An 18,400-nucleotide genomic window follows, 5' to 3' on the forward strand; every position below is an offset into this window, starting at 1 on the left:
AATAAGTCTTGACTTACAAACACCTGCTACTAGCTTTGCACTTGATTATAATTATTCTAAATAAATGAAACCACTTTACTACTCTTTTCTTTTCACGGTCATTGCCTATATGGGCGTTAGTCGTCATGCGATGGCGCAGAGTCAGGGGTCTATTCGGGGTACAGTAACGTCCAGTGATGGCAATCCGGCTTCGTTCGTCAGTGTTGGGCTTAAGGAAGTCCGCAAAGGAGCTATTACTACCGAGGATGGTGCTTATCTGATAAAGGGCATCAACGAGGGTACCTATACCTTACGAATCACGTTTGTAGGGCTGGTTCCTCAGGAAAAGCAGATTACCGTCACCGCTGGCCAGACTGCCGAAGCCAACTTTACACTGACCGAAAATGCCGATCAGCTCACTGAAGTCGAGGTGACGGGAACCAAACAAACGGTAACGCTGGGTAAAGCGCCCATTGCTCCGCTGGACCTGCCTCAGATGACGGGTATTGTCAGCAGCATTGTCATTGAAAATCAGCAAATTTCCCGCCTGGGCGACGCCCTCAGGAACGTGAGCGGGGTGTCGTTGACGCAGCAGCGCGGTGGTGTGGCCGAAACGTTTTCTGCCCGTGGGTACAGCATCGGTATTGCCGGAGCAGGTGGCAGTATCTTCAAAAACGGCGTGCTGTCCAATACGATGGGTTTCCCGGAAGCCAGCACCCTGGAATCGATCGAAGTGCTGAAAGGCAGCTCGTCGCTGCTGTACGGTAACGTGTCGGGTGGACTGATCATTAACATGGTGACCAAAAAGCCCAAATTCACTTCCGGGGGCGAAGTATCCATGCGTGTCGGCAGCTATAACCTCTACAAGCCAATTGTGGACGTATACGGGCCGTTATCGAAAAACCTGGCTTTTCGGGTAGTTGGTACCTATGAAAATGCACAGAGTTACCGGGATGTGGTGAAATCGAACCGCGTCTACGTCAATCCATCACTGCTCTATAAACTGGGTTCGAAGACGACGATCCTGCTACAGGGCGATTACCTGAAATCGAACCTGACGCCCGACAACGGCGTAGGCTCGTTGAACCAGAATCAGGATGCGGTCATTCCCGCCACCATTCCCCGGTCCCGGTTCATCAATACGCTGTGGGCGTACAATAAGGTAGACCAGGCTTCTGGCTCGATCAACATCGATCACGCATTCAACACGAACTGGAAGCTTACCGCTATCGGGGCTGCTCAGGATACGAAAGTAAGTGCTTACGGCGCGGGCATACCCAATAACAACATTGCCGCCAACGGCGACTGGAACCGGTCTCTGAGCCGGACACAAACATCGGAACGGAACTACACGGGTCAGCTGAACCTGAACGGGCGCGTCAGTACCGGCTCTATCGAACATCAGCTGCTGGCAGGAACCGATCTGGTAGGTATCGTAAGTACCAGCAACGCATTTACGATTACGAGCAACGGCGTGGCCGTGCCGATCTATGATAAGTTCAATATCCTTGATCCAAACAAATACGAACGGCGCACCGACATTCCGGATGCCAACGCTATTTCGAGAACCACATCACCATCGGTTCGGATGGGTCTTTATGCTCAGGATCTGATCAGCCTCACCAATAAGCTCAAAGTGCTGGCGGGCCTGCGGTGGTCGCAGCAGAAAACGGTACAAACAACCGTCCTTAACCTGACCAATCAGGTTGAGACGCGGGGCGCTGCCGAAACGAAAATCGATGGCGCGTTCTCGCCCAAAGTGGCGCTGATTTACCAGCCAACCCGAACGACATCGTTATTCGGTAGTTATTCGAACAACTTCACCATCAATACCGGGCTTGACATTTACGGACAGATTCTGAAGCCATCCATTGTCGATCAGTTTGAGGCCGGGATTAAAAATGACCTGTTCAATGGTATTATCTCGGCCAACCTGGGTGTCTATCATATCGTCAACAGCGATTTTGCCCAGATGGCCGCCGTCAGACTGGATGGTACACCGAACATCGATGCGAACGTAAAAGAATTTACGGGACAGACCACCAGCGACGGTCTGGAAGTCGACATCACCGGTAACCTGTCGAAGAACGTTTACTTCATTACCGGCTATGGCTATAACTACATGCGGTATACCAAAACATCGCCGGTTAAGGGGTCTTTCATCGAAGGCGAACGGTTAATCAATAACCCGGCGCACACAGCCAATGCAACCCTCTTCTATACCTTCGACCTGCCCCGGCTGCGCGGCCTGAAACTGGGCGCTTCGGCCTTTTACACGGGTGCCCGCAACGGCGGCAACAACAACACCTACGGTCAGACACCAGCTTTTAGCCGGTTGATTCCGCTCAATGGTTTCACCACCTTAGATGTGTCGGCGGGCTACACGTACCGGAAGATCTCACTGCTGGCCAAGCTCTCCAACATCACCAATGAGCTGAACTATCTGATTCACGACCGGTACAGCATTATGCCTATTCCGCCACGTCAGTTCATAACAACCCTGTCCTACCGATTCTAAACGCTTAACCCGGCAGGAAAACAATCGTTGTTGCGCGGCTATTTTAACCATAATCCTGTGAATAGCTCACCAACGCAACCGGCGGTTTGGCACCCCGACGGGCGACCGATTTTCGGGTAGACCTGTAAATTCCCCGGATCCCAGATACCGGAAAGCCCCGCAACGGATAAATCGTTGCGGGGCTTTCCGGGTAACAGGCATTACTCGCCGGTATGGATGGGTGTCAGGTGGTCGACTTCTTCCGGCGCGAACATCCGGGAGCGGGTCAAAAACCGAATACCCATCGGAATCTCCAGTGAGAAACTGGCGCCCCGACCGGGGGTAACATCAATAGTTAGGTGGGTATGTTTCCAATATTCGAACTGGTCTTCCGACATCCAAAAATTGCATCCTTCGATCTGTCCAAGCCATACGTCAGACCGGCCCACAATAAAATCGCCCTCAGCATAACACATCGGCGAGGAGCCATCGCAACACCCGCCACTCTGGTGAAACATAAGTGGTCCATGTTGTGAACGGAGTTTGGCAATGACATCGGCAGCGGCTGGTGTGACCTCTACCCGGGCAATCGTTTGGGAAATCATAGACAAATTGAGTTTGTAGGGCTACAGTGTCCGGCAGACCTGCGTTACCGGCTGAACATCGGTGAAATTAGGAATGTCGCCCAGCAGTTCGGGCCCGTGGGTACCCATACCGGTTTCGAGTTCATCGGTCGTGTTGAAGATAAGCCCGGTAATCATGGCATATAGCGGTAACGAATCTGGTGCGCCACCCGCCAGCCCCTCCTGCATATCGACACCCACCAGACCGAAAGGCGTTAACCGTTCTCTCACTAATGGGATGTGCTTGTCGAGGTAATAATCCAGGTCGAATTGACTGGTTTCTGTTTTGGGGTAGAGTACTGTGAGTCGTATCATAACGGAGAAATAAACGAATAAAAAAATGTAAGAGCGAAAGCGTATCCAATGAACAAAAATAACCCGCTTTCGCTCTTACCCTTTATCAGAAGAACCCTAATTTGTTCTTGCTGTAAGAAATCAGCAGGTTTTTGGTCTGACGATAATGGTTGAGCATCATGTGGTGATTTTCCCGACCAAAGCCTGACTTCTTGTAGCCGCCAAACGGAGCGTGAGCCGGGTAGTTATGGTAACAGTTGACCCACACGCGGCCCGCCTGAATCTGACGTGGAACCTGATACAGTTCGTGGGCGTCCCGTGTCCAGAGACCCGCGCCAAGCCCATAAAGCGTATCGTTGGCCATGGCAATGGCTTCGGCGCTGTCTTTGAACGTAGCCACCGACACAACCGGTCCGAAGATTTCTTCCTGGAAAATCCGCATCTTGTTGTTGCCCTTGAAAATTGTTGGCTCGATATAATAACCCGTTTCCAGACCGTCGCCAACCATCGTAGCAGGACCACCACCGGTCAGTATTTCGGCACCTTCCTGTTTGCCAATATCGATGTAGGAAAGAATTTTTTCGTACTGGTCGTTACTGGCCTGAGCACCCATCATCGTTTCCGGATCGAGGGGATGACCCATCTTGATCGCTTTGGTACGCTCGATAACACGCTCGATGAAGCGATCATACGCCCGTTCGTGAATGAGCAGCCGCGATGGACAGGTACAGATTTCTCCCTGATTCAGCGCAAACATGACCGCACCCTCTACGCACTTGTCGAAGAACTCATCGTCGGCATCGGCAATAGACTCCATGAATACGTTTGGCGACTTACCGCCCAGCTCCATCGTTACCGGGATCAGGTTTTCCGATGCATACTGCATGATCAGACGACCCGTCGTGGTTTCGCCCGTGAAGGCCACTTTTGCAATGCGTTTCGACTGCGCCAGGGGTTTACCGGCTTCCGGTCCGAAGCCATTCACGATGTTGATAACGCCCGGCGGAATGAGTCCTTCGAGGACTTCCATCAGGATCAGAATTGAAATTGGGGTTTGCTCGGCGGGTTTCATCACCACGCAGCAGCCAGCCGCCAGCGCAGGGGCCAGCTTCCATGTTGCCATCAGCAGCGGGAAGTTCCAGGGAATGATCTGGCCAACCACACCCAGCGGCTCTTTGATAATCATCGATACCGTGTCGGCATCCAGTTCGGTAGCCACCCCTTCTTCGGCCCGGATTACACCGGCGAAGTAACGAAAGTGATCGACTACCAGGGGTAGATCGGCGGCCATCGTTTCCCGAACCGCTTTGCCATTCTCGACCGTTTCGACCCGGGCCAGAAACTCCAGATTCTGCTCAATCCGGTCGGCGATCCGGAGCAGGATATTGCTGCGCTCCGTCGCCGATGTTCTCGACCAGGTAGCAAATGCTTTATGGGCGGCATCTACAGCCAGTTCGATATCGGCGGCTTTGGAGCGGGGTACGCGGGCAATCAGGCTGTCATCGACTGGCGACATGTTGTTGAAGTATTCGCCATCTACCGGGGCTACCCACTGACCACCAATGTAGTTTTCGTATTGAGCTTTAAACTGCGGCCGGGGCAGAAGTTTGCTGGGTGCTTCTAGGACTTCCATTTGATTCGTAGAAAAGTTAAAATTGGATTAGTTACAAAGTTTGCCCATATTATTCAAAATTTGATTGAGCGATTGTATCCTGTCTGTGCACTATCCTATCATTGTTTCAACAAGCTGATCGAGAAACGGCGGCTGTATTGCTGAGAGTCTGGCCGTTGATACCCCATCGATAAGACAATAGGTATAAATTTTATAATATTGCACATAGATCGGAGGCCAATAGTTGGCTATCTTGCAGACTATGACTCACTGGTTCTGAGCCGAAAAGCCGATTAATTCATCACCGACATGAAACGTGTACAGACTTCGTCACTGGATATCTCCCGCCACCTGAACTCCCGTCGTTTGGAACAGGAAGTAGAGAACCGAACGGCTTACACGATCGATACCGCGGAGTTGAACATTTACGAAACGCACCACATTGCGAAGCAGGTTGAACTAACCTTCAACACGCCCGTACTGGCGAGTATGATCCGGGGCAAAAAAGTGATGCACTTACCCGGTACGCCCTCTTTCGACTTTTTGCCGGGTGAATCGGTCATTGTATCTGGCCAGGAAACCATGCGTATCGATTTCCCCGAAGCGCAGACACTGAACCCGACCCAATGCCTGGCGCTGGCTATTGCGCCCGACAAGGTAAAACAGGTCACCGACCTTCTCAACGACCGCGCACCTCTCGTCGACAACACCCAGGGCTGGCAATTTGGTCAGCATAATTTCTTTCTGACCAACGATGTCCCCATCCACCAGTTGATTACCCGCCTGATCTATATCTTTACGGAGAACAACAAAGCGAAGGAGGTTTTTGCCAATCTGGTCCTTCAGGAGCTGGTCGTCCGGCTCATGCAAACGCAGGCCCGCTCGCTGCTGCTGGGGCCCGATACGACCTTCTCGAACATGAACCGGCTGGCTTATGTGGCGCAGTATATTAACAAACACCTGCACCGCAATCTTCAGATCAGGGAACTGGCCGACGAGGCCTGCATGAGCGAGCCGCACTTTTACCGGACCTTCAAACAAACGTTCGGTATGACGCCCGTCGACTATATCAACCAGCAGCGCATTACCCTGGCGTCTAAATTACTCAAGACCACCAACCGCTGCCTAGCCGATGTCAGCCTAGAATGTGGTTTCAACAACCTGACGTATTTCATGAAGCTGTTCCGGCGGGAAATCGGTCTTTCACCCGCGCAGTACCGGAAGCAGGTAGTGGTGTGAAAACTTCTTTTAATTAAGGTATACGATTCAAAATAAGGCCTATAGAGTAGTATGAAATAAATTAATCTTATAGAAAAATTACCTTTTGTGGTATCATAAATCTAAAAGAGGTTTAATTGTTTCACTCTAGGTGGATAGTAAACGCCAATTATCGAAAATGGGTTTGAGTAGTTCCTAGCGTGTTCAACATACCTTGTACCTAAAAATAGATACAGGTCTTTCTTAACAGTAAACTCATCAAAGTATCTGTTCCTGACTTTTTTTAACGCAATATCTTCATTACCATCTGCATCAATTAAGCAATTCCAATATAAAGCTCCGATCTCCCAATCCTCAATTAAAAGTCTACTTTTCTTACCATTACAGTCTTCAAAAATATATCTAAACTCATAGGGTAACTTCTTTACAACTTCGAACTTGTCGTTTTTCTCTTGGAAAATATTGCCCTGTTTTAAGACTTCAAGCTTAGCTTTATCCCATTCTCTTTCACATGGAGTGACGTCAAACCCAATAACCTTATTTGGCTTGAATACGGCTAAAGAGGTCTTCTTGATTTTTGCCTCGTTAATCAGAAGACTTAGGTCATTATACACATTTCTTAGAATCAGATCGCCCCGATGAATCCATTGCTTCTCTGTACCTATGTGACCGACGACATCTGGAGCAGAATCATAACTGTAGGGCCTGTAACTCTCACGTCTAAAATCCTTATCGTTTTTGACTAAATCAATCTCGATCCAGTCATACTTCGCGTACTGTTTCGCGAAATCTAGCTTACGAAACTGAACTGGATATATCCTAATCCATTCTCCATTCTCGAGAACACCGGCAGTACAAACTAACTCTTCATAGGTAGAGGAAATCGCTGGATATGTTTTGACCGTAATAAGAACTTTTGTTTTCGTCATCTTCAAAGATGTTTCAGCTTATAAGACCATTCAGGGAGCTCAGTAATCCCTTTGGCGACTTTGCTTCTGTGACACTGACAAGGAGAAGCTTCAAAACAAGTTAAAGCTACACGTTTGTGTATGTTGAGTAAAGACAATATTGAATAAAGTTTACTTGTTTGATTTACCAAATATGTACTTTCAAAATCAGCAAACAAAACGTCGTAGTCTTTCTGGGTCTTTAAGTTTTGTCTTTTTTCAGACGGTATTCCTAAACTGGGGATGTGAACATACATAATCCCTAATGATTCGCACACACTACTTAAGGTACTCTTCGAGAAACCAACCTTTTGACTCAGAGCATTACGACGTACATCACACAACACTTTTACATTATTGCGAATTAACTTGTTAAAATACGATTCAACGTTAAGGCCTTCATAACCGATAGTAAAAAGAGACTTTTCTTCATCAATTGGAATATACTTTTCTATAACTTTTAATTCTTCTTTGTTTAATAGTTTAGAAGCTTTTTCACTCCTGATTGCATAATAGGGGAACTCAATGTACGTAGCTTTAGTAAGTTGATCAGTATTATAGTCCTTATAGGCCCGCGCTACATGGTTAATGCGAGATTTATCATCTTCTACAAGCATGCCTCGATAGTCCTCAACTTTTATAATTTCCCAACCATGGTCGGATTCAGCGACGATACCATAAGCCTTCAAAGCTCTTAAATCCCAACTTGATTGGTAAGAGTAACATCCAAATCGGTGTGGCACAAAATCAAATGAAGGCTTTGGTTGTAATTTAGTTACAATTAACAATAGCTTCTGTAGATCAGTTTTACCTAACTGGCCATCAAAAGCTTGCAAAAGCGCTAAAAGTATCTTTCTCCTGTAATACATCATGTTTGCAAATTTAGCTATTATCATGCCTTGTTTGACGCTTTTCTGATTACATGTCATGTATCTAACAAGTAGTAACAGTAACCATATAACGTTGACAGTCCGTCCAAAAAGATAATAAAATGCACTTGTGCACTGCAGTACCCTTTACTCCTCTCCCTCAGGTTATGCCAGACGGATGACAAACCGCGTCCAGCCGTCCGGGTCGGATCTCAACCAGAATGTCAGCCCGTGATTGAGCAGAATCTCGCGTGTAAGCGTAAGGCCAATACCCTGCCCGTCGGCTTTGGTGCTGAAGAACGGGTCGAACAGGTTAGCCGACACCGTGTCCGGAATGGCCGGCCCATCGTTACGCACGACGAGTTGCCGCCCCGTCACCACCAGTTCAACGGTATGTCCCGGCCCGCAGGCTTCCAGCGCATTCTTCACCACGTTGACCAGCACCTGCTCCAGTTGCCCCATATCGATCGACCATACGACCGGCTCATCAGGAATCGTTACCTGTAGCGAAATACGACGCCCATCGGCCTGGGGCTGCATCAGGCGCGCGACGTTGCGCACGAGTTCGGTGATGTCGGCAGGGGCAGGATTAGGCGTTGGCAAACGCACGACATCGGCAAACCGGCGCATAAACCGGTTCAGGCGGTCGTTGCGATCGATGGCAACGCGCACCGCATCCCGGAGTTCAGAGTCGGGCAGATCCCCTTCTGTAACGGTCAGGATGGAGTTGACGGCACCAATGGAGTTGTTGACTTCATGGGCCATCATCCGGATCACCTTGCCATAGGCTTTCTTTTCTGTCTCGATAATTTCGGCCGTCAGTTCTTCGATAAACAGGAACTGCCGCCTGAATCCCTGATCGATGAACTGCCCCAGCAACGCCCGATAGGTTTCGGCCCCCGGCCCCTTGAGTGTCATCGGCTGGTCGGGAGGCAGGTTGGACAGTTGAACGAGCAATGGATGGTTCGTGGCCGAAAGGGGTTTGGTCAGTAGCGTATCGTCGGTGACATGCAGCAACTGCCGGGCCTTGGGATTGACCGCCGACAGCCGCCCGTCGAAGTCGAAAATAAGAATGGCCATGGGAGCAGCCTCAACGAGTTTATCCAGAAAGAACTGCTGCTCCGCCTGCCGGGTCCGCTCCTGCCGCAGCTGATCGATCATCAGATTATATACCCGAATCAACTCATCGACCTCTACATTACCCGTCGGTACGAACTTGACCGTGAAATCCTTTTCCCGGATCGCTTCAATGCCCGACTGGATAAACTCGGCGGGTTGGCGGAAGGTGCGGTAGATGCGAATGGCTCCGTAGATCGATGCAACAAGCAGCATCTCCGAGGCAATAAACAGCGGTTTATTTTCTTTCAGCAGTTGGAACGTCAGCGCCACCAGCACCGCATGAACGGCGACCATGTAAAGTAGGTAACGGGTGCGGAAGGTAAGGCGCATGAAAGTAAACACAGCGAAAACGGAGAAAGGTGGGACTCAGGGAATACCCGGACAGCACCGTGTTCAGGAGAATTCAGAGTCTGACTTGTAAGGTATTCCAAATTTCTCTAATCGCCGGTATAAGGCAAATCGGGTAATACCAAGCGCCCGCGCCACGTTGGAAACGTGATTATGGTGATGGGCCATGGCCTGAGTAATCATCTGGTATTCCATCTCCTCCAGTGTCAGAAGGCCCAGGGCGGGCAGGGCGGCACCTGATGCCTGAGCGGCAACGCCCGGAACGAGGTGTTTCTCTACATCCATGACGTTCAGGGTATCGCCGGAGGTGAGCAGCACAGCCCGTTCCACCACGTTTTTCAACTGACGGATATTGCCCGGCAGTGGCTGTCCCTTAAGCCAGCCCAAGGCCTCTTTGCTGATGCGCAGATTGGGCCGGGCATAGAGCGTCTTGAGGTTGTCGATAAAGAAGCTCACCAGGCGCGGGATATCGGCGGGGCGTTCGCGAAGAGCGGGCAGCCGTACCGATATCAGGTTGATCCGGTAGAACAAGTCTTCACGAAATTGCCCCCTGGCGACCATTTCTTCCAGGTTCCGGTTCGTGGCGCAGATAATCCGTACGTCTACCGTTCGGCTTTTGCTACTGCCCAGCGGTTCAAAGGTCCGGTCCTGCAACACCCGCAGCAGCTTCACCTGCGAAGCCAGGTCCAGATCGCCGATTTCGTCCAGAAAAATGCTGCCCTTGCTGGCCAGTTCAAACCGCCCGACACGATCTGTTTTGGCGTCGGTGAAGGCACCCCGCACGTGACCGAACAGCTCACTTTCGAATAGCTGAGCCGAGATACCCCCCAGATTTACCTTTACGAACGGCTGTCGTTTGCGACGGCTATTCTGGTGTACGGCTTCGGCAATGAGTTCTTTCCCGGTGCCGCTTTCTCCCGTGATCAGCACCGGTGCGTCCGTTGGTGCCACCTGCCCAATGGTAGCCAGTATATCCAGCAGTTTCGGGTCTTCGCCCACAATGTTATCGAACTGAAACTGTTGGTTCAGCTGCCGCCGACCCGCCGAAGGTGGTTCGCCACCGGCCAGTTTCAGCGCCGTCCGGACCGACTGCACCAGATGATCGTTCTGCCAGGGTTTGGTAATAAAATCGCGAGCACCCGCTTTCATCCCGGCTACAGCGAGGTCGATACTGCCCCAGCCGGTTATCAGAATCACCGGCACGTTGGGGTGCGCTTCCCGAATGGCCTGTAGCAACCGCAGGCCATCCATCCCCGACGTGTCGATCGAGAAATTCATATCGAGCAAAATCAGTTCGGGGGTTTCTTCGATCAGTACCTCCCGGGTTTCGAACGGCCCATCGGCTACCCGTACCGCAAAGCCTTCTCGCCGAAAAAGCAGCGAGAGCGAGGTTTGTACGGCAATATCATCGTCGATAATGAGCAGCATAGGTTTATTCTTCGTGCAGAGCCACAGCGGGTTGAATCATAGCAGCCTGCCTGCTTGGGAATAGCGCACAAAGCGTAACAATTCCGTAGATAATGCCCACCGCGATCAGCATCGCGGTTACGTATATGCCTCGTTGCAGGTCAAATACGTCCAGTAGCGGAAACTGAACGGCAAAGAGCAAGCCGATAAGCAGTGCGAAGGTAGCCAATACCCATATTTCCCCGATAAACTGGGTAGAGATTCCTCTGCCGGTAGCGCCCAACGCCCGGCGCAACCCAATTTCGCCACGCCGTCTGGCAATGCTCAAATTCAAAATACCAAACAGTCCCAGGGCTACATTGACAAGCAGGAACCCACTGACGATCAAGGCAATAATAACGGGTACGAGTGTCAGATTATGCTGTGTTTTTCGGGAGTCGGTCAGGTGGTCGACCTCCACGCTCCACCCGGCCTGCATAGCCGACAGATCTTTCACGACTTTAGCTTCGAACATCGCGTCGGTGCCGGGCTTCACCCGAACGAGCATCGTCTTGTTCCAGTCGTTGTTTTCGTCCAGTTGTTCGAACAGGGCTGGTTGGTTCGACATAAACTCGCCTTTCCCCTTAAAATTACCGACCACGCCAATTACCTGCTTGTCCTTGCTGATGATTTTGCCTAGTGGATTTTCGTTTTCGAACAGTTCTTCGCTTGCTTTTTGATTGATGACAATGGGCTTGAACTTCCCTACACTATCGGCTCCCCGATACCAGCGCCCGGCAACCAGGGGCATTTCTAGCGTGTTCGAGAAATGCGCATCGACTATATAATATTCCACCATGGTATGCCTTTTTTCGTGGTCAACACGCGTGTTCATGTTGCTCGACGAGAAAGGAAAATTGTTGCTGGCTCTGGAGACTGACGCTACTTCCGGGTAAGCCTTCAGGCGTTGAAAAATGCGTTGGGCTTTCTGTGGAATGCCAACGGTATCCTGATTACTCTGCAAGCCGATGGCCCAGACATTTTCGTAGGTGAATCCCAGGGGCTGACTGTAATTTCTGATGTTGAAAACGATCAGCGACAGTAGCCCGAAGAGTACCATGAACGATGCCCAGATCTCTATAATCAGCAGCGCATGGGCTTTTTTCTTGTTCCAGATCAATTTAAAGAGATGGGAGATCATGACTAATGATGAGTTATAAATGATAGCGCAACAGACCACTTGACTTAGTCGCGCCTGATATAGAGTCGGTGGAAATCAGGATTTGAGCGCTTCGGCAATACTAAGCTTCGACATGCGCAGGGCGGGCAAAACACCCGACAGTAGCCCAAACACAAGACATACCAGCACACTGACCAGAAACACACTAAGATTGATCGTCAGGTCGGCGTAGGCGATCCAGCCGCTGGCGTTGATGAGTTTGATAATGATAAAGCTCAGTATCAACGCAATGGCACCGCCGATGAAGGTGATGAACACATTTTCGACAATAAATTGCCATACCAGGGTCCGTACGGGAGCCCCAAACGCCTTTCGTATCCCGATCTCCGAAGCACGCTCCCAAATGCGGCTTACATTTACGTTCACGAGGTTGATGGCTGGTAAACCCAACAGCATGAATAGAATGAACGCGATCAGGCTAAAAAACAGCATCCTCAGACCAGCTCCGCCGTCCAAGATCATACCGATAAAGTTTTCGACATAGGGCTCGCTCGGCACCTCCAATATATCAAACTTGAACCCATCAGAAACGGCAGGCATCGGAATCCGGTTGATACGATCCTGAAACTCCGTTCGAATGACGGGCACATCCTGTTTGTTCTTAGCCAGCAGTATGGCTACATAATCGCCCCGGAAACCGGTTCGCTGGTAATTGCTCTTGGGAGCGGTGTATGGGAAATAGACATCGGCATACGTAAAAATGCGCGTCACCGGGCTGCCTTTTACCACGCCAATCACTTTATAATGAAGGTTTTCTATCTCAATATCTTTACCAACGGCAGACTCCTCCAGGTTATCGAAATACTGCCGTTTAAAATCGTCGGTGATTACGGCGACGTGGTCGCCACCCGCAATCGTCTGTTCGTTGTATGGCTTTCCTTCCAGGAACTCAAAGTCCGTTACCTGCCAGAAATCGGCATCGGTGAATTTGGTATTTAGCTTGATCCGCCGTGAGCCAACATAGGCATTTGAGGTACTATAGAACGTAGAGATCGAAACCCGTTCGGGCGTTTTCAGGGATTTGGCATACTGGGTCAGGAACTTGAAGCTCATGGGTCCCCCGTTTCGGGAGGTCCGTGCTGAGTCCCGCTGGATCATCTGCTGAATATACAGCGACCGGTACCGGCTGGTTTCGGGATAATGGCTCCCGAACAGATGGTCGAGAAACGACGTAAGCACCATCAGCACCGTTAGCGTCAGGCTGATGCCGAAGAGCGTGATGAAGGTATAGAACGGATGCCGAAGCAGCACCTTCCAGGCGATTTTAATGTAGTTAGCCAGCATATGTTGACAGAGGAATGAGGAGTACGAAATGGTGGAGCCAGACGACAGAGTCCGTTTATCAATCATCAGTTCTTGCTAATACCGAATCGCCAACCAGTGCGCCGTCGAACAACCGGATGAGCCGGTGCGTTTGCTTAGCCATAGTTTCGTCGTGGGTAACCATCACGATAGTGGCTCCTCCGGCGTTGAGTTGCTGCAGTATGTTCATGATCTCGTTCCCCATCGCACTGTCGAGGTTGCCGGTTGGCTCATCGGCCAGAATGATGTCGGGGCGACCCACAATGGCACGGGCAATAGCTACCCGCTGTTTTTGCCCGCCCGACAACTGGCCGGGAAAGTGCTTCATCCGGTTACTGAGACCTACTTTTTCCAGCGCTTCCCGGGCCATCTCCCGGCGGGATGCGCCAACGGCATCCCCCTTCCGATATAGCAGCGGAATCTCGACATTGTCGATCACCGACAGATCGTTTATAAGGTGAAAACTCTGGAAGATAAACCCGATCTTCCGGTTGCGCAGTCTGGCCAGTTCCCGGTCGCGGTACTGCGTTACAACCTCCCCGCCAATCTGGACCTGACCCGCACTGGGTTCATCGAGGAGGCCCATGAGGTTGAGCAGGGTGGACTTACCACAGCCGCTCGGCCCCATAATGGAAATAAATTCACCCGGCGCTATGCTCAGGTTGATGTTGGTCAGTGCCAGGGTTTCAATACGGGTGGTACGGTAGACCTTTTCGATGTTTTTCAGCGTAATCATGAGCGTTTGGTTGGTTAGGCTGCCTTACAGGTCTTGCCCCGGAGGTGAAGACGGGTAAAGCAGGTTAGTTGATCTTCTGGTTTCGTTCAAAATCGTAGAGCGTCAGCAGGCGAAGTGTATAAAACGACTGCCAGTAGTCGCGCAGCGCAAGGATAGCGTCGCGCCGGGCGCGGTCTTTTTCCTGAGTGGCAATACCAAGATCGGTTACGCTCAGGTCGCTCAGTTTGAACCGATCCTGCGCAATCTGGTAGCGACTTTGGGCGATCTGGTCGGCCTCGGCCGTTAGCTGTACCTGCTGCCGAAGCATATCCAGCAACGTTACCTGCGTGTAAATCTGCTGTTCGAAGTTCCGTTTGCTCTGCTCCACGGTCTGCAAAGCCAGTTCCTGATTGGCGCGGGCCGTTTCGGTGCGCGCCTGTGCCCGCCCCCAGGTCATAATGGGTACCGTAAACTGAATTTCAACAAATTCCCGGTCCTGCGGTCGTGTATACACATCGATAGGACGAACGCCCCGGTTCGATAGCCCGAAGGCCGCATTCAGCGTGGCGTTGATGCCGTTTTCCCGACGCGCCTTTTCTACGTCACGCTGCGCTTCGAGCAACTGACGCCGAAAACCAATGGCGTCGGAACGGTTGGCGAAGGCTTCAGTCACGGCCTGCCGGATGTCTATCAGAAACGTAGTCAGCTGGTTTGGAATACCCAGTATGAGCGGTCGGGGCTGATCACTGGCCGCATTGCGCAGGTTCAGGAATGAGCGCAGATTCAGCGACGCCACTTCTGCCGTTTGCCGCGCCGACGCTACATCTTTCCGGGCATTGAGCACACTTAATTGCAGTTGCAGCAAGTCGTTGCGGGAGATCTTACCCATCGTTAGTTTATGCTGGGCTATGACGAACAAGGTATCGTTGTTGGCGCGGTTCGTTTCGGCGATCTGCAGATTTACCTGGGCTACCAGCAAGTCGAAATAGAGGCTCATAGCATCGAGCGATACTTTTTCGAGCGCTTCAATGTATTGCTGATTGCTTTCGGCATACCGGAGGGGCTCCGTCTGGCGATCCCATTTCATCAGGTTGAAGCGAAACAGCGGCTGCGACAGCCCTACAGCAAACGGGATGCCGTTATAGAGCGTACTGCGATTGAGGAAATTGTCGAATCGTTGCAACTGATGCTGCACGAAAACCGAACCGCCCGTCAGTGGAATATTCTGGTTTAGCGACAGGTTCAGTGTCGAGTTGTTGTTCGACACCGGCTGGAAAGCCACCGTACCATCGGGTTGCTGCACCTCTACAAACGAGCGTGTAAAGCCTGGCAGCGACCCGTCGAGGCTTAGCTGGGGCTTGAAATCAGCCAGAAACGAGCGGTATTTCCAGTAGTTGGTCTTCTGCAAGGTAGCCGCCTGTTTACCGGCAATAGACTGTTCGCGGGCTAGTTGCACCACTTCGTCCAGGGTCAGCGTCAGCGGTTGGGCGCTAAGCTCGAGGCTGGCCGAACCAGCCAGCAGGAAGGCCAGCAGTATGCGAATGTAAGGTGTCATCGGGCAACGGGCGGTCCATCTGCCTTGTGTCCAGACCCTGTGTGCAGTTTTCCGGATCATGGCTTCGGCGTAGGTGTAATGGTGAGTTGATCCAGGTGTTCATAGTCACTGAGATCGGTCAGAATGACGCGCTCACCTGGTTGCAGCCCGCTTTTGACTTCGACCCAATCGAAGTTGGACAGACCAGTCGACACCGTCCGCCGATGCGCTACGCTGTTGCCGTCCACCACAAAAATGGATTGCTGCCGTTTACCTTTGAAGGCGGGGCCATTGGGCACCCGCACGGCACGGGCACGGCGGTTGGTCACTACGAACACTTCAACTTTCTGATTGGGGCGTAACGATGGGTGCCTGTTATCGGCCAGTTCAATCGTAAACTGCACAATCCCGTTCTGAACCGTTGGTTTCACCTGTGCGATCTGGCCACGCAGGTCTGTTTCGTTGATACGCACGATCACCGGCAGTCCTGTCTTGAGTTGGTCGGCATAGGTGTCCGAACAGGAACCCTCTACCCGGAAGCTGCCCAGATCGGCCAGTTTAGCGAGCATTTCGCCTTCGTTCACCGCTGCTCCCACGCGCTCATTCACCCAGGTCAGTACGCCCGCCCGGTCGGTCAGGATATCGGCCTGTTTGAGTTTTCGGTCCAGCACACTCAGGTTGGTCGCTTCGATCTGCGCCTGCAACTGCGACTCCTGCAAACTGGCTCCCATTGACTGCCGGTTATAGGCCAGTTCATTTTCAAGCTGTCTTTTTTCCAGTTCAGCAATGCGGAGTGCATTCTCGGCACGGGTAACATCCTCCTGCGTTTTACCGCCTACCGTCAGTAGCCGACGCGCATCGTCAAGTTCGGCATGTAGCTTGTTGATGTTAAGCAGTTTGATCTGATCGTTGATATCAGCATCGTAAAGATTCTTGTTCAGCTTAAGCCGTAGCTGATCGATTCCGTTCCGGCGGAGGGCCAGCTGATCGGCGGCTTTCTGGTAATCGATCTGGGTTATGGATTTGTCGAGTTCGAGAATGGCCTGACCGGGCCGCACGCGGGTACCGGGCGTAAGCAGTACGCGCCGGATACTAGCCCGAACCGGGCTGGTAATCATGAGTTCGTAGGCGGGGATTATTTCGCCGGTGGCGTTGAGTGTATTCTCTACCGGCCCCACAGTAGCGGTAACGATGCGGACCTTGTCGGCGTCGATGGACGTTTGCAGCCAGCTTCGCAACCCCACCAGCGCACCGACCAGTGCAGCTACCGTCAGTATGATTACTAACCCACGTTTTCGGCGTGTTTGGGTAACGAGTTCAGGAGCCAATTCACGATCCATAGATTCAGAGGAGTTTACCTATGAATCTGCCAATGCCGTGCCAGGCAACAAGCAACTGATCTTCAATTAGTTAATGAAAAAATCGCTAGGAACATACGTGCGATTCCGCACAGTTTGTGCGGTTAGTTACCAGCTGTAATATAAATCGCACCGGATCGATGCGGCATAAAACTAATACAACTATAGATTTTCCGGCAACGGCAGTCTGTGTCGTCTGTGTGCTACTGTATCTACTTCTTCAAATACCACAGGAACAGCCCCGTTACCGTTACAACGGCTGTTGCCAGTGCCAGCAGGATGTAGATAACCTGAGACACCCAGCCTCCATAACGGCCAAAGTGTAACTCCTCAAAAATGTGTTCAGCGATGTATTCCAGACCGGCGTCACGAGCGTCCATCCCGCTTACGTAATGCCCGTTTCGGGCATCGATCGTCGCAGAGACATTGAACTTCCCTAGCATTCGGATACTGCCCGGCAGGTTACCCCGAATTACCAGCGTGGTGTCGCCTGGCTTCGGAAAATCGATGCGCTGCGGCTGGAAATCGGCAAGGGTTGCTTTCGCTACAGCCAGCGATGAATCGACCGGAATGGCAGTCAACACGATGGGTGCGATCGGACTCCGGTCCGTTTTCTCGTCTCCGAATCTCCGTTCAATCTGTTCCCAATGAAAAAATATACCCGTGGCGCTCATCAGGAGCATAAACAGCAACGCCACTACGCCCAGCCATTTGTGAATGTCGGCATAGACAAGGCGCGGAGACTTGTTCCACCGGACACCGATTTTAAAAACGCTCAGCAGCGACCGGCGGTAATACCAGGTTCCGGTCAGTACCGACCCAAGCAGACAGATACCTGCCAGCCCCATAATGAACCCACCTACGGGCTCCAGCAACAGATTCTCGTGAAGTTCACGCGCCCGCCGAATCAGGGTTGTATCGGCATTCCGGACGCCAACGATTGCTCCCGTATAGGGGTTCATGGTTACCCATAACCGAATCCCGTTGTCCATCAAGTCGGCCCGGACGGGCTCTTGCCTGTCTGTCTCCGAAAACTGAAGGCTTCGCAGTTGCCCCGCCGGATACTGGCGATGGATGGTAGCCATCAACCGGTCGTACGGCTGGCGCTGGCCTGTAGGGTTTACCTGGGCCAGATTTGGGTTCAGCAACGCATCGATCTGTTTTTCAATGACCAGAATCGACCCGGTAACGGTAAGCAGTAAGATGAAAAGGCCGCCTACCAGGCCCAGAATCCGGTGTAGGCGGTATATGGTTTTGTCGGAGAGCATGAAGGGATATAAAGTTTTTTGACAGGATTACAGGATCGAACAAGTTGTATTAAAACAATAAATCCTGTTCAATCCTGTAATCCTGTCAAAG

General features: G+C 51.5%; 15 protein-coding genes. 2 read left to right on the forward strand and 13 right to left on the reverse strand.

What is annotated here, in order from left to right:
* Positions 1 to 64 precede the first annotated feature (64 nt).
* Positions 65 to 2,497 carry a TonB-dependent receptor gene (locus FH603_RS07335; protein ID WP_186736814.1) on the forward strand — a complete coding sequence of 811 codons (2,433 nt, stop codon included), beginning with the start codon at positions 65 to 67 and terminating at the stop codon, positions 2,495 to 2,497.
* 200 nt (positions 2,498 to 2,697) lie between these two features.
* On the opposite strand, the gene FH603_RS07340 is transcribed toward FH603_RS07335, so the two are convergent.
* From FH603_RS07340 to FH603_RS07350, 3 genes are all read right to left on the reverse strand, one after another.
* A complete protein-coding gene (locus FH603_RS07340) occupies positions 2,698 to 3,081 on the reverse strand; it encodes a DUF779 domain-containing protein (protein ID WP_186736815.1) in 384 nt (127 codons plus the stop codon).
* 21 nt (positions 3,082 to 3,102) lie between these two features.
* Positions 3,103 to 3,414: an EthD family reductase gene (locus FH603_RS07345; protein WP_186736816.1), complete on the reverse strand. Its 312-nt coding sequence runs from the start codon at positions 3,412 to 3,414 to the stop codon at positions 3,103 to 3,105.
* A gap of 85 nt (positions 3,415 to 3,499) precedes the next feature.
* A complete protein-coding gene (locus FH603_RS07350) occupies positions 3,500 to 5,026 on the reverse strand; it encodes an aldehyde dehydrogenase family protein (RefSeq protein WP_186736817.1) in 1,527 nt (508 codons plus the stop codon).
* A gap of 288 nt (positions 5,027 to 5,314) precedes the next feature.
* Here FH603_RS07350 and FH603_RS07355 point away from each other — a divergent pair, with 288 nt between their 5' ends.
* On the forward strand, positions 5,315 to 6,244 hold the full coding sequence (locus FH603_RS07355; protein WP_186736818.1) for an AraC family transcriptional regulator: 930 nt from the start codon (positions 5,315 to 5,317) through the stop codon (positions 6,242 to 6,244).
* 101 nt (positions 6,245 to 6,345) lie between these two features.
* On the opposite strand, the gene FH603_RS07360 is transcribed toward FH603_RS07355, so the two are convergent.
* The 10 genes from FH603_RS07360 to FH603_RS07405 all read right to left on the reverse strand — a co-directional run bounded on the left by FH603_RS07360 (position 6,346) and on the right by FH603_RS07405 (position 18,309).
* Positions 6,346 to 7,152, reverse strand: a complete 807-nt coding sequence (locus FH603_RS07360; RefSeq protein WP_186736819.1) for a hypothetical protein — start codon at positions 7,150 to 7,152, stop codon at positions 6,346 to 6,348.
* A 2-nt stretch (positions 7,153 to 7,154) separates the two neighbouring features.
* Entirely contained in the window at positions 7,155 to 8,066 is a 912-nt protein-coding gene (locus FH603_RS07365; RefSeq protein ID WP_186736820.1) for a DUF488 domain-containing protein, read from the reverse strand.
* A 138-nt stretch (positions 8,067 to 8,204) separates the two neighbouring features.
* Positions 8,205 to 9,488: a sensor histidine kinase gene (locus FH603_RS07370; RefSeq protein WP_186736821.1), complete on the reverse strand. Its 1,284-nt coding sequence runs from the start codon at positions 9,486 to 9,488 to the stop codon at positions 8,205 to 8,207.
* A 63-nt stretch (positions 9,489 to 9,551) separates the two neighbouring features.
* Complete coding sequence (locus FH603_RS07375) at positions 9,552 to 10,934, reverse strand: sigma-54-dependent transcriptional regulator (protein WP_186736822.1); 1,383 nt, start codon at positions 10,932 to 10,934, stop codon at positions 9,552 to 9,554.
* Between the two features lie 4 nt (positions 10,935 to 10,938).
* Positions 10,939 to 12,093 carry an ABC transporter permease gene (locus FH603_RS07380; RefSeq protein WP_186736823.1) on the reverse strand — a complete coding sequence of 385 codons (1,155 nt, stop codon included), beginning with the start codon at positions 12,091 to 12,093 and terminating at the stop codon, positions 10,939 to 10,941.
* A 75-nt stretch (positions 12,094 to 12,168) separates the two neighbouring features.
* A complete protein-coding gene (locus FH603_RS07385) occupies positions 12,169 to 13,416 on the reverse strand; it encodes an ABC transporter permease (protein ID WP_186736824.1) in 1,248 nt (415 codons plus the stop codon).
* A gap of 58 nt (positions 13,417 to 13,474) precedes the next feature.
* A complete protein-coding gene (locus tag FH603_RS07390; protein ID WP_186736825.1) occupies positions 13,475 to 14,170 on the reverse strand; it encodes an ABC transporter ATP-binding protein in 696 nt (231 codons plus the stop codon).
* A 64-nt stretch (positions 14,171 to 14,234) separates the two neighbouring features.
* On the reverse strand, positions 14,235 to 15,704 hold the full coding sequence (locus tag FH603_RS07395; protein ID WP_186736826.1) for a TolC family protein: 1,470 nt from the start codon (positions 15,702 to 15,704) through the stop codon (positions 14,235 to 14,237).
* A gap of 56 nt (positions 15,705 to 15,760) precedes the next feature.
* The gene (locus FH603_RS07400; protein WP_186736827.1) at positions 15,761 to 17,023 is read right to left on the reverse strand and encodes an efflux RND transporter periplasmic adaptor subunit; all 1,263 of its coding nucleotides are present in this window, start codon (positions 17,021 to 17,023) and stop codon (positions 15,761 to 15,763) included.
* Between the two features lie 230 nt (positions 17,024 to 17,253).
* Complete coding sequence (locus tag FH603_RS07405) at positions 17,254 to 18,309, reverse strand: PepSY-associated TM helix domain-containing protein (RefSeq protein WP_186736828.1); 1,056 nt, start codon at positions 18,307 to 18,309, stop codon at positions 17,254 to 17,256.
* Between the last annotated feature and the right edge of the window lie 91 nt (positions 18,310 to 18,400).

This window comes from Spirosoma utsteinense, from assembly GCF_014282275.1.
GTDB lineage: Bacteria > Bacteroidota > Bacteroidia > Cytophagales > Spirosomataceae > Spirosoma > Spirosoma utsteinense.

Excerpts from the sequence above, each read along its gene's own strand:
- FH603_RS07380 (WP_186736823.1), bottom strand. The coding sequence starts at position 12,093 with ATGATCTCCCATCTCTTTAAATTGATCTGGAACAAGAAAAAAGCCCAT.
- FH603_RS07390 (WP_186736825.1), bottom strand. The coding sequence starts at position 14,170 with ATGATTACGCTGAAAAACATCGAAAAGGTCTACCGTACCACCCGTATT.
- FH603_RS07355 (WP_186736818.1), top strand. The coding sequence starts at position 5,315 with ATGAAACGTGTACAGACTTCGTCACTGGATATCTCCCGCCACCTGAAC.
- FH603_RS07385 (WP_186736824.1), bottom strand. The coding sequence starts at position 13,416 with ATGCTGGCTAACTACATTAAAATCGCCTGGAAGGTGCTGCTTCGGCAT.
- FH603_RS07345 (WP_186736816.1), bottom strand. The coding sequence starts at position 3,414 with ATGATACGACTCACAGTACTCTACCCCAAAACAGAAACCAGTCAATTC.
- FH603_RS07365 (WP_186736820.1), bottom strand. The coding sequence starts at position 8,066 with ATGATAATAGCTAAATTTGCAAACATGATGTATTACAGGAGAAAGATA.
- FH603_RS07375 (WP_186736822.1), bottom strand. The coding sequence starts at position 10,934 with ATGCTGCTCATTATCGACGATGATATTGCCGTACAAACCTCGCTCTCG.
- FH603_RS07370 (WP_186736821.1), bottom strand. The coding sequence starts at position 9,488 with ATGCGCCTTACCTTCCGCACCCGTTACCTACTTTACATGGTCGCCGTT.
- FH603_RS07395 (WP_186736826.1), bottom strand. The coding sequence starts at position 15,704 with ATGACACCTTACATTCGCATACTGCTGGCCTTCCTGCTGGCTGGTTCG.
- FH603_RS07360 (WP_186736819.1), bottom strand. The coding sequence starts at position 7,152 with ATGACGAAAACAAAAGTTCTTATTACGGTCAAAACATATCCAGCGATT.
- FH603_RS07400 (WP_186736827.1), bottom strand. The coding sequence starts at position 17,023 with ATGGATCGTGAATTGGCTCCTGAACTCGTTACCCAAACACGCCGAAAA.
- FH603_RS07405 (WP_186736828.1), bottom strand. The coding sequence starts at position 18,309 with ATGCTCTCCGACAAAACCATATACCGCCTACACCGGATTCTGGGCCTG.
- FH603_RS07340 (WP_186736815.1), bottom strand. The coding sequence starts at position 3,081 with ATGATTTCCCAAACGATTGCCCGGGTAGAGGTCACACCAGCCGCTGCC.
- FH603_RS07350 (WP_186736817.1), bottom strand. The coding sequence starts at position 5,026 with ATGGAAGTCCTAGAAGCACCCAGCAAACTTCTGCCCCGGCCGCAGTTT.
- FH603_RS07335 (WP_186736814.1), top strand. The coding sequence starts at position 65 with ATGAAACCACTTTACTACTCTTTTCTTTTCACGGTCATTGCCTATATG.